This window comes from Pseudomonas sp. ZS1P83, assembly GCF_054897825.1.
Genome location: NZ_CM142706.1, coordinates 4,282,288 through 4,294,354 on the forward strand (window position 1 = coordinate 4,282,288; position 12,067 = coordinate 4,294,354).

At 58.2% G+C, this 12,067-nt stretch carries 6 protein-coding genes; 2 read left to right on the forward strand and 4 right to left on the reverse strand.

Annotated features, from left to right (window positions below; genetic code table 11):
* Positions 1 to 45: 45 nt before the first annotated feature.
* Both treC and treP read right to left on the reverse strand, forming a co-directional pair.
* Positions 46 to 1,692 carry an alpha,alpha-phosphotrehalase gene (gene treC / locus ACYZT0_RS20325; protein WP_462042718.1) on the reverse strand — a complete coding sequence of 549 codons (1,647 nt, stop codon included), beginning with the start codon at positions 1,690 to 1,692 and terminating at the stop codon, positions 46 to 48.
* Positions 1,693 to 1,726: 34 nt separating this feature from the next.
* A complete protein-coding gene (gene treP / locus ACYZT0_RS20330; protein WP_462042719.1) occupies positions 1,727 to 3,169 on the reverse strand; it encodes a PTS system trehalose-specific EIIBC component in 1,443 nt (480 codons plus the stop codon).
* Positions 3,170 to 3,405: 236 nt separating this feature from the next.
* Between treP and treR the strand changes: the two genes are divergently transcribed.
* Positions 3,406 to 4,110, forward strand: coding sequence for a trehalose operon repressor (treR, locus tag ACYZT0_RS20335; RefSeq protein WP_192345555.1), 705 nt, complete (start codon positions 3,406 to 3,408; stop codon positions 4,108 to 4,110).
* 99 nt (positions 4,111 to 4,209) lie between these two features.
* Positions 4,210 to 8,772, forward strand: coding sequence for a membrane-targeted effector domain-containing toxin (locus tag ACYZT0_RS20340; RefSeq protein ID WP_462042720.1), 4,563 nt, complete (start codon positions 4,210 to 4,212; stop codon positions 8,770 to 8,772).
* Positions 8,773 to 8,845: 73 nt separating this feature from the next.
* On the opposite strand, the gene guaA is transcribed toward ACYZT0_RS20340, so the two are convergent.
* Positions 8,846 to 10,423, reverse strand: coding sequence for a glutamine-hydrolyzing GMP synthase (gene guaA / locus ACYZT0_RS20345; RefSeq protein ID WP_462042721.1), 1,578 nt, complete (start codon positions 10,421 to 10,423; stop codon positions 8,846 to 8,848).
* A gap of 99 nt (positions 10,424 to 10,522) precedes the next feature.
* Positions 10,523 to 11,992, reverse strand: coding sequence for an IMP dehydrogenase (gene guaB / locus ACYZT0_RS20350; RefSeq protein ID WP_123368331.1), 1,470 nt, complete (start codon positions 11,990 to 11,992; stop codon positions 10,523 to 10,525).
* Positions 11,993 to 12,067 lie beyond the last annotated feature (75 nt).

The following is a 12,067-nucleotide window of genomic DNA, read 5'->3' on the forward strand; positions in this document are numbered from 1 at the left end:
GCAGCGTTCTGCGTGTTTTTTAAGTCAGTGTTTTTTTGCGGTCGATCAGTCGCTCATATGCAGCACGAATGACTCAAAAGGCCGTAAGAGGACTTGCCGATTTCGCGCCGGACAGTCCGGGTAATTGCTGATGACCAGACGTTGGGCCATCGCTTCGCTGATCACTTCATCCGGCAACATGAATTCGCATGGCGTGCCGTAGAAGTTGTTCAGCACCAGCAACCGTTCGCCACTGCCCTCACGCACGTACGCCCAGATTTGTGTGTGCTCCGGCAACAACTGCCGATAGACACCATCGGACATCAGCGCCTCAGTGCGACGCAGGGCGATCAACTGACGGTAGTGATGCAATACGGAGTCCGGGTCGTCGAGTTGGGTGGCGACGTTGATCAGCGCCGCGTTGGCCGGCACCCCGATCCATGGCTCGACCGCACTGAAGCCGGCATTCGGCTCGGCGTTCCAGTGCATGGGCGTGCGACCGTTGTCCCGGGACTTCTGCATGATCGCCGCCATGTTATCGACGTCACTCGCACCGGCCTCGCGCTTGAGCCGAAAGATGTTCAGGGTTTCGACATCGCGGTACTGATCAATCTGATCGAACCCCGGATTGGTCATGCCCAGTTCTTCACCCTGATAGATGAACGGCGTGCCCTGCAGAAAATGCAGCGCCGTACCGAGCATCTTCGCCGACACCACCCGATGCTCGCCGTCATGACCAAACCGCGAGACCACCCGTGGCTGGTCGTGGTTACACCAGAACAACGCGTTCCAGCCACCACCGGCCTGCATGCCGGTTTGCCAATCGGAAAGGATGCGCTTGAGTTCAAGGAAGTCGAAATCGGCACGAATCCACTTCTGCAGGTTCGGGTAATCGACCTTTAGATGATGGAAGTTGAAGGTCATCGAGAGCTCTTTCGATTCCGGCCGCGAGTAACGAATGCAGTGTTCAAGGCTGGTGGAGGACATTTCGCCGACGTTGATCAGGTCATGACCTTCGAAGACTTCGCGGTGCATCTGCTGCAAATATTCGTGGACGTTCGGGCCGTCGGTGTAGAAACGTCGACCGTCGGTGTTGTCCTCGGGAAAGTCCGCCGGTTTGGAGATCAGGTTGATGACGTCCAGACGGAACCCGCCTACGCCCTTGTCGCGCCAGAACCGCATCATATTGAACACTTCGGCGCGCACCTTCGGGTTGTCCCAGTTCAGGTCGGCCTGTGTGTGGTCGAACAAGTGCAGGTAATACTGACCGGTCTGCGCTTCATACTCCCAGGCCGAACCGCCGAACTTGGATTCCCAGTTGTTCGGCTGGTCGCGCCAGATGTAGAAATCCCGGTACGGGTTGTCGAGGCTGCTGCGGGCCAGCTGGAACCAGGCGTGCTCAATGGACGTGTGGTTGACCACGATATCGAGCATCAGCTTGATCCCGCGCTTGCCGGCCTCGGCGATCAGCAATTCGCAATCGGCCATGGTCCCGTAGCTCGGGTCGATGGCGTAGTAATCGCTGATGTCGTAACCGTTGTCGCGCTGGGGCGAACGCAGGAACGGCGTGATCCATAGACAATCGACACCCAACCAATGCAGGTAATCGAGCTTGGCCACCACACCGAGCAAATCACCCGTGGGGTTGCCGGCATGGCTGTGAAAACTCTTCGGGTAGATCTGGTAGATCACCGAACGTTGCCAGTCTTGCATGGCGGACTCCTTCAACAAATTGATGTGGCGCCCCTCAGGCGACCCGATACCCAGGCCGAACAATCTTCATGCTCAACCCGCAGGTCAGAACAAACGGCACGACCATGGCAATGACCATCCCGATCACGAACATCGGAATGAACTGCGGGATGATCGAGATGAAACCGGGCAACCCGCCGACGCCGATTGCCGAGGCCTGGACCTTATTCAGCGACAGGAAGATGCAGCCCAGGGCCGAGCCGATCAGGGCCGCGTAGAACGGGAATTTGTAGCGCAGGTTGACCCCGAACATGGCCGGCTCGGTGATGCCGAAGTACGCAGAAATCGCCGAGGTCGAGGCCATGCTTTTATCCCGCACATTACGGGTCATGTAGAACACCGCCAGTGCCGCGCTGCCTTGGGCGAGGTTGGACATGACGATCATCGGCCAGATGAAGGTGCCGCCCTGGGTGGAGATAAGCTGCAAGTCGACCGCAAGAAACATGTGATGCATGCCGGTGATCACCAACGGCGCGTAGAGCAAACCGAAAAACGCACCGCCGACCATCGGTGCCAGGTCGAACAGCATGACCACGCCTTCGGTGATGAGAATCCCCAGATGCCGGGTCACCGGGCCAATCACCGCCAGCGCCAACACGCCGGTGACGACGATGGTGGTGATCGGTACCACCAGCAATTGCACCGCGTTCGGCACCCGTGCACGCAGCCATTTCTCGATGACGCTCATCACGTAGGCTGCCATCAGGATCGGCAGGATCTGCCCTTGGTAACCCACCTTCTCGATCTGGAACAACCCGAGGATGTCGAAGTACGGCAGGCTCTGCCCGTCCAGCCCGGCGACCGCTTTGCCGTAGTTCCAGGCGTTGAGCAGGTCCGGATGCACCAGCATCAGGCCAAGCACGATGCCAAGAATTTCGCTGCCGCCAAACCGTTTGGCTGCCGACCAGCCCACCAGCGCCGGGAGGAACACAAACGAGGTGTTGGCCATGAGGTTGATCAGGCTCCAGAGCCCGTCAAGCTTAGGGTAGGCGTCCAGCAGGGTCTTGCCCTCGATGAACATGCCTTTGGCGCCGATCAGGTTGTTGATGCCCATCAGCAGGCCGGCAATGATCAGCGCCGGGAGGATGGGCATGAAGACGTCGGAAAACACCCGCACCAGACGCTGCATGGCGTTGATCTTGTCGGCGCTTTTTTGTTTAACGTCGGCGATGGTTGAAGCCGCGAGACCGGTTTGACGGCGCAGTTCTGCGTAGACCTTTTCGACTTCCCCGGGGCCGATAACGACCTGAAAAAGGCCGCCCGTGAAGAACGAGCCTTTGACCAGATCGATCTGGTTCAAGGTGCCGCTGTTGACCAGGCTCGGGTCCTTGAGGGCCAGGCGCAGCCGTGTGACGCAGTGCGCGGCCTGTTCGAGGTTGTCGCTGCCCCCGAGGCTTTGCAGCAGCTCGCTGGCGATGTTCGGATAGTCGTGGCTCATGCTTGATCTTCCGCTGTAGTTTTTTGTTATTGGCAGCACGCCGAAGCGAAAAGTACTCGTCTGTACGAGTTAAAGCAACAACTCGTACAGACGAGTTTGATTTTGTTTATTCTGAGCCCGACCGGCGGCGACATTTCCTACCTTTGAAGTCGATGAAACCCAAAGCCACATGGACAAACCCCTACCCTGCCCTTAAGGTTCGAAACCTTGAGCACATCGCGGCACAGAGCCATCCCATGAGTAAATACAACCAGATCTACAGCGATCTGCTTGCCAGCATCACGACCGAACGTCTGGAACGCGGCGCACGATTGCCCTCCGAAACCGAATTGATGGACAGCTACCAAGCCAGTCGCGGCACCGTGCGCAAAGCCATCGAGCAACTTCAGGAGCGCGGTTTCGCCCAGAAAGTCCACGGTAAAGGCACCTTCGTGCTGTCGACCAACCCGATCGAATTCCAGCTGGGCGGCATCGTCAGCTTCCAGGAGACTTACCCGCGATTGGGCAACGACGTCAGCACCGAGGTGGTCGAATTCACCCAGATCCCCCTCGAAGGCCCGCTGCTCGAACACATCAAGGCTGAAGAAGGCAGCCTGATCACGCGGATCAAGCGCGTGCGGCGGATCGATGGCAAGCGGGTGATCCTCGACATCAACCATTTCGTCAGCGACGTGATTCCCGGCCTGTCCCGCGACATCGCCGAACAATCGATCTACGCCTTCATCGAGCAGACCCTGCAACTGCAAATCGCCTACGCCCAGCGCACCATCGAAGCCGTGCCCCGCAGCAAAGACGACCAGCAACACCTGGACCTCGACGGTCAAAGCCATGTGATCGTGGTCAGCAATCAGACTTTCCTGCAGGACGGCCGCCAGTTTGAATACACCGAATCGCGGCATACCCTGGACAAGTTCTACTTTTCGGACGTGGCCCGGCGGTGACACTACACGGTACTGAATCGCACATGGGCATAACTATGTAGTGCACATTCCTTGAGTGAACGGCTCATCCTCGACGCCTATTTCTCAAGGATAGAGAGCATGAACCCGACCCAAATCCGTCCACTGCCCAATGTTGCCGACAAGGCAGCGCTCAAGGCGATTGCCACCACCGTGATCCAGGCGTGCCCCAGCCTGCAGGACACGGCCCATGAAGTCGCCCGTGACCTGCTGACAAAATACGGCATCGGCGGCCTCGATCCGGACCGGGTGTACTTCCATCGCTTCACGGCGTCCCAAAGCAGCTCGAAAGCCTTCACCGGCTGGGAGCATGTCGATGACACGCCGATCTCCTCAATGACCCTGACACAGTTGGTGATCCACCGCTTCCGCGCCACCGACCAGGACAACGCTGACTTGCTCGACCTGTACGGGGGCTTCTATAGCGTCGGCCCGGCAGCCGGCTCTTTCGATGAAACCAACGAAGTGCGCCTGCATGGCAACGAGGTACTGAAAGACTTCTGGAGCATCGATTTCAGTTCGCTCTATCGCCAGCAACTAAATGCATTCTGGGACAGCGCATTCAGCGATTTCCGCACATTGGCCAAATGCAACTTCCTGATCAACGCCGTGCAGGCACGGGACAAACGCCAGCTGAGCGACGAAGATTTCAACCTCGCGGTAAATGCCGTCATGGGGCCGATCACCTGGCCGATCAGCCTGCAACAGCTGCAATCGGAACACCCTGATACGCAATTGCGCGTCCGCGCCCTGGACATCGATGGCTACGTCGCTACCAATATTCTGCGGATCGTCGCCCCCAAAGGTCGACAGATCGTTTACCTGCCCGGCGAAACCAATGCCTTCCAGGTGCTGGAAACCATTACAGACATGCACTTCTGGATGTTTCAAAGGATGAACATAGAGGGCGCACGTCAGACTTTCATGACCCACTTCTCCCTGGCCGATCGGCAGAAGATCGCCGAAAACCTCACCGATATCATGAATCGGCTCGTCCAGACCTGGGGCAAGTACGACCACCGCATGATCAATCAGAAAAACCAGGTGATTCACGGTGATGCATTCACCTGGTTACGCGACTTGAGCAAAGAAGCAATGTTCGCCGAGGCCGATCTGTCGTTGACCTCCAATGGTGACCTGCGCAAAAAACTCTGGATCGGCTACCTCAGCGCCGGCCTGAAAGTATTCGGCCCCATGGCCGTCGTCGGCTGGCCGGTCGCATTGCCGTTGGTTGGCGCCAGCATTGCCAGCATGGGTTTGAACATCGATCAGGCCGTCAATGGGAAAACAGCCGAGGAGCGCAAGGCCGGCATCCTGGGCGTCGTGCTCAGTGGCATTGATTTGCTGTTCAACCTGCTCGTCCTGAAAGGCCCCGGTACGCTGGCAGAAGTCGGCCCCGAGGTCGACGCTGCCGAAGCGGCGGAAATGGCGGACCTGATCAAGTCGACGCAACCGGCCAAGGGGACTGGCCCGGCGACCGACCTCGAGATTGCGGAACCACGCACTACGCCGTCAAGCGCGAAGGTGCCAAAGGCTTGGGTAATCGATGAGCCACTCAGCGAAGATGCTCTGGAGCATGAATCGGGTAAATTTCAAGGCACCTACCGGCTCGCGTCCAATCCTTCAAGGGCAATCAAACTCAACGACACGGCCTATAACGTGCGCTTTGAAAACGATTCTAACGGGCGTGGTCATTGGGCAATCATCGATCCGGCCAACCCTGATGCCTTCTCAGGGTCGGTTCCCGTACGTTTAAGCGAAGGAAAATGGGAGATAGTTCCCAGGTTGGGTCTGAGGGGGGGCATGGAAGTACTGCCTGTTGCTAGCAGTGGTACGACAACTGAAACTGTTGTCGAGGAATGGGCGCGATTGCCCGGCGTTCATGTCCCCGGGCTGGAAGCCTCTGAAATGAGGGAATTGGCACTCGGCGGGGCAGACTTGCGCGGTGGCGAAACAGACGCGTTGCGCGAGTTCGAATGGGCTCACCGGGAACCTCGCACAATCCTGGTTCGCGACGCCAGGGCCTGGTACGAACTTCATCCACCGGTTCCCCGAATGCCGGTATCGGCCGCCCAGTTGATCGAAACACCGGCCGAGTTGCTTGATTCGGCATTCGCAAATAAGCCGGGGCTGATCATCGGCGAACGCTACGGGAGTATCGGCAGCAAACAGTTCCTGATCGAAAACATGCCCGCCCTCACGCAACGCGAAGTGAAGACGCTGTATTTACAGGAATTACTGGCAAACCTTAATCAGCTTGATCTGGACGCCTTCGCACGAACCGGCGAAATGTCTGAAGAGCTGGAAAATTACCTTAAGAAACTCGACATCAAAGCGGGCAATGATCCCGATGGCAAATTCAATCTGCTGGCGCTGGTAAAAGCCGCCAATGCCCAGCGTATCCGGGTCCAAGCCATCGATATGTCGATGACTTACAACATCGGTAGAGACCCTTTTTCCCGGCCGCCTGATGACCAGATGGCGCGTAGTTTTTTCGCCAGCGAAGTCATCCACGCCAATGAAAATTTCAAGGGGCCGGCGAAATGGGTAGCCTTGGTCAACCAGGAAAACATGGCGACATTCAGAGGCTATCGGGGGATCAGCGAACAGACTGACGCGCTGAGCATTCGTATCAACGACGTGACGCTGGGTCAGGCACAACCCATCAGCGTCGACCCGGGACTCGCGGTGGAGTATGCGGATTATCCGGACTCTCCTGTCGAAGAAGCGGTAGGACTGACTGATCCCGACGGCATCCAGGCGCTGATCAAAGGCGACTGGCGCGTGCAGATGCAAACACCTTGGGTCTACCGATCCCCGCAAGCATTGAAATCGTTATTGTCGGAACCTGGGATGTTTACCTTTCAGCGTTACAGAAGCAGCGTTTTGGTGGTTTATCGTGACGCCAATCTTCGGATGGCCGACAGCGTCATCCGCTCGACACCCGGTGGCAGGCTCAATCTTGATACCCCTTTGGCGCCCGCCTACGAGTCCATGACTGTGGATAACCTCAATGCACTCAAACAGCGATTGATCGCCAGGGGCATGAGGCCAATGGGCTGGTCTGAATTGGCTGACGAACTCGCCCCCACCCTGCCGCAGACTCCACAAGGCCCCACGGTGCCGGACAACTGGCAAGCCAACGAACTGCTCGAAGGACTCACGCCCGTCAGCGAGCCCGGAAACTACCAAGGCATCTACCGACTCGATTCCGACCCATCCACCGCCATCATGATGAACGACGCCGCGTACTACGTGCGCTTCGAGGGCGATATCGGGGGCGACGGACACTGGGTCATTATCAATCCCGAGTTTCCCAACCGGTTCCCCGGAACGATCCCCGTACGCCTGAACGCACAGGGTGAATGGGAAACCATGCCACGCAGCGGCCTCAAGGGCGGCGGAAAGACGCCTGAGCTGACAGTGCCACCATTGGCAAGTCTGCCCGCCTCGCCCTATGAGGTTCCACCGGCACAGCGAGCGGCCCTGAAGACGGGCGCCGACGGACATGAAACCTACGCGCTGCGAGACGAATACGACAGCCTCAAGGAAAATGATCCCTTCCGGGATTTCAAAGCCAGCAGAAAACGTCTTTATCGGGATGCAGTGCGGTTTTACGACAATCCCGAACTGCCCCCGCGACCGCCCATTCCAAAACTCGCCCCCGATGCCTCGGCGCAAGAAATCATCGAGGCCACACTGGAACATGCGCGGGGACTGGTCATTGGCGAAAGCCACAGCGATATCGGCAGCAAGCAATTCCTGATCAACAACATGGAACTGCTGGCCCGAAACAAGGTGAAGACGCTTTACATGGAACATTTGCTGACCGACTTTCACCAAGCGGATCTGGATACCTTTGCCGAAACCCAAGTGTTATCCGCAGAGCTTGAGAAATACCTGAAAAATCTCGACATCGGCCACATGAGCGATCCTCTTCGCCGCTACACGTTTCTCGCACTGGTCAAACAGGCGGGCAAGTACGGCATCCGGGTTCAGGCACTCGACTCCATGGCGAGTTACCGGATCGACGGCTTGGTGGTGCGCGACACGCAAGGTCAGACCATTGCCGACGGGGTGCGCCAGAAAATGATGAACTACTTCGCCAGAACCATCATCCGTTCCGATCAGGCGGTGCGAGGTGCACACAAGTGGGTGGCGCTGGTGGGCAATACCCACTCCAACAGCTACAAGGGGATTGCCGGTATCAGCGAACTGGAGGAAGCCATCGGGCTGCGCACTGAGGATGTTGCTGAAGGCAGCGCAACCGGTATCGATATCGATCCGGGGGCAAGCATGCTTATCGAAAACACTCCGGGCAGTGCAAGTGCCTCGGTAAAGGGCGACTTGCGGCTGCGAGTGGCAGTCCCCTGGATGTCACAAACGATGCCCGAAATCGAGCAATTGCTGTCACGTGCGGGAATGTACACCCTGAAGCGGGATCCGCTCTCGACCTATGTAGTGCACCGCAGTCGCACGAATGAACTGGTATTCACCCGCATCAATGCTGATGCAGACCAGTTCTATATCGAACGTGCGCAGTGGGTTTCAGTGAGTGACAAGCGCTATGGCAGCATCAAAGAACTGTTACGGGCACTCGACACTACGGGCATGAGACTGGCGGGTTGGTCGAAGCCGCTGTAATCGGCAAAAAAAAACCGTATGAAATCGAATTCACACGGTTTTTTTAGCTCAAGCCATCACGGCCTGCGCAGGATCACTCCCACTCAATGGTCGCTGGCGGCTTGCTCGACACGTCGTACGTGACGCGGGAGATGCCTTCGATTTCATTGATGATGCGGCCGCTGACGGTTTCCAGCAGTTCGTAAGGCAGGTGAGCCCAACGCGCGGTCATGAAGTCGATGGTTTCCACGGCACGCAAGGCAACCACCCAGGCGTAACGACGGGCATCACCGACCACGCCAACCGATTTCACCGGCTGGAACACCACGAAGGCTTGGCTGACTTTGTGGTACCAGTCGGCCTTGCGCAGTTCTTCGATGAAAATGTGGTCGGCGCGACGCAGCAGGTCGGCGTATTCCTTTTTCACTTCACCGAGGATCCGCACACCCAGGCCCGGGCCCGGGAACGGGTGACGGTAGACCATGTCGTACGGCAGACCCAGTTCCAGGCCCAAACGACGAACTTCGTCCTTGAACAGCTCGCGCAGGGGCTCGACCAGCTTGAGGTTCATTTCTTCCGGCAGGCCACCCACGTTGTGGTGCGACTTGATCACGTGGGCCTTGCCGCTCTTGGCGCCAGCCGACTCGATCACGTCCGGGTAGATGGTGCCTTGGGCCAGGTACTTGATGTTGTCCAGCTTGCAGGATTCGGCGTCAAACACGTCGATGAACGTACGGCCGATGATCTTGCGCTTCTTCTCGGGGTCCGACTCGCCTGCCAGGTTATCGAGGAACTGGTCGGCAGCATTGGCGCGGATCACCTTGACGCCCATGTTCTCGGCGAACATGGCCATCACTTGCTCGCCTTCGTGCAGTCGCAGCAGGCCGTTGTCGACGAAGACGCAGGTCAGTTGGTCGCCGATGGCTTTGTGCAGGAGGGCGGCAACTACCGACGAATCAACGCCGCCGGACAGGCCGAGCAATACGTTGTCGGTACCGACTTGGGCGCGAATGTTGGCGATGGCGTCTTCAGCGATTTTCGAAGGCGTCCACAGGGCTTCACAGCCGCAAATGTCGAGAATGAAGCGCGACAGGATGCGACCGCCCTGCTTGGTGTGAGTCACTTCCGGGTGGAACTGCACGCCGTAGTAGCCGCGAGCGTCGTCGAACATGCCGGCAATCGGGCAGCTCGGGGTGCTGGCCAGGATGTGGAATTCCTGCGGCATCTTGGTGACTTTGTCACCGTGGCTCATCCACACGTCGAGGCCGAACAGGCCGTCGGCGTCGATGTGGTCTTCGATGCCGTCGAGCAGGCGGCTCTTGCCGACCACGTCGACGCGGGCGTAACCGAACTCACGCAGCTCGGAACCTTCAACCTTGCCACCCAGCTGTTCAGCCATGGTCTGCATGCCGTAGCAGATACCGAAGACTGGAACACCCAGGTCGAACACGGCTTGCGGTGCGCGCGGGCTGTCGGCAATGTGCACGGACTCGGGGCCGCCGGCGAGGATGATCCCTTTCGGCGCGAATTCGCGAATCGCTTCGTCGTCCATGTCGAACGGATGCAGTTCGCAGTACACGCCGATTTCACGCACGCGGCGGGCAATCAGCTGGGTGTACTGGGAACCGAAGTCGAGGATCAGGATGCGGTGAGCGTGAATGTCGAGGGCCATGATTCAGTCTCGTCTAAGTAATTCAGAAACAGTCGTGATTCAGAAACAACTCGGGGCTGAATAAAACAGCCCCGGTTACTTAACTTTTTGCTTGAAGCCTCAACCTACGCGGTAGTTTGGCGCTTCTTTGGTGATTTGTACGTCGTGAACGTGGGATTCGGCCATGCCAGCACCGGTGATCCGCACGAACTCTGGCTTGGTGCGCATTTCTTCGATGTCGGCGCTGCCGGTGTAACCCATCGAGGAACGCAGGCCGCCCATCAGTTGATGGATGATGGCGCTCAGGGTGCCCTTGTAAGGAACACGCCCTTCAATACCTTCCGGAACCAGTTTCTCGGCGCCTGCCGAGGAGTCCTGGAAGTAACGGTCGGAGGAGCCTTGAGCCTGAGACATGGCGCCCAGCGAACCCATGCCGCGGTAAGCCTTGTACGAACGACCCTGGAACAATTCGATCTCGCCTGGCGCTTCTTCAGTACCGGCGAACATCGAGCCCATCATCACGCAGGAAGCACCGGCAACGATGGCCTTGGACAGGTCACCGGAAAAGCGGATGCCGCCGTCGGCGATCAACGGAACGCCAGTGCCTTCAAGGGCAGCGGCGACGTTGGCGATGGCACTGATTTGCGGGACACCGACACCGGCAACGATACGGGTGGTGCAGATCGAGCCAGGGCCGATACCGACCTTGACGGCGTCGGCGCCTGCTTCGGCCAGGGCCTTGGCGGCAGCGCCGGTGGCGATGTTGCCGCCGATGACCTGCACTTCCGGGAAGTTCTGCTTGACCCAGCGAACGCGGTCGATCACACCTTTGGAGTGACCGTGAGCGGTGTCGACCACCACCACGTCAACGCCGGCATTGACCAGGGCGGCTACGCGATCACCGGTGTCTTTACCGGTACCGACTGCAGCGCCAACACGCAGACGACCTTGATCGTCTTTGCTGGCCAGCGGGTAAGCCTTGGCTTTTTCGATGTCGTTGACGGTCATCATGCCTTTGAGGGCAAACTTGTCGTCGACGATCAGCACGCGTTCAATGCGGTTTTTGTGCAACAACTCGCGGACGTCGTTCTTGTCGGCGCCTTCCTTGACCGTGACCAGACGCTCTTTAGGCGTCATCACTTCACGGACGGTGGCGTCCAGACGGTTTTCGAAACGTACGTCGCGGGAGGTGACGATGCCGACCAGGTCGCCATCGTGCAGCACGGGAACGCCGGAGATATTGTGCATGCGGGTCAGTTCGAACAGCTCACGAACCGTGGCGTCAGCCTCGATGGTGATCGGGTCCTTGACCACGCCGGCCTCGTAACGCTTGACCTTGCGCACTTCGGCAGCTTGCTGCTCGATGGTCATGTTCTTGTGGATGATGCCGATGCCACCTTCCTGAGCCATGGCGATTGCCAGACGGGCTTCAGTAACGGTGTCCATGGCGGCAGAAACCAGAGGAATATTCAGCTCGATGCCACGGGTTAGGCGGGTCTTGAGACTGACTTCGTTAGGAAGCACCTCGGAATAACCAGGCACTAGGAGAATGTCGTCGAATGTCAGAGCTTCTTGGCTGATACGCAGCATCGCGGGGGCTCCCGAGCGGGAAAATGGAAGCGCGCCATTATAGTCAGACACCCCCTCGGGTTCAATGTAAAACTC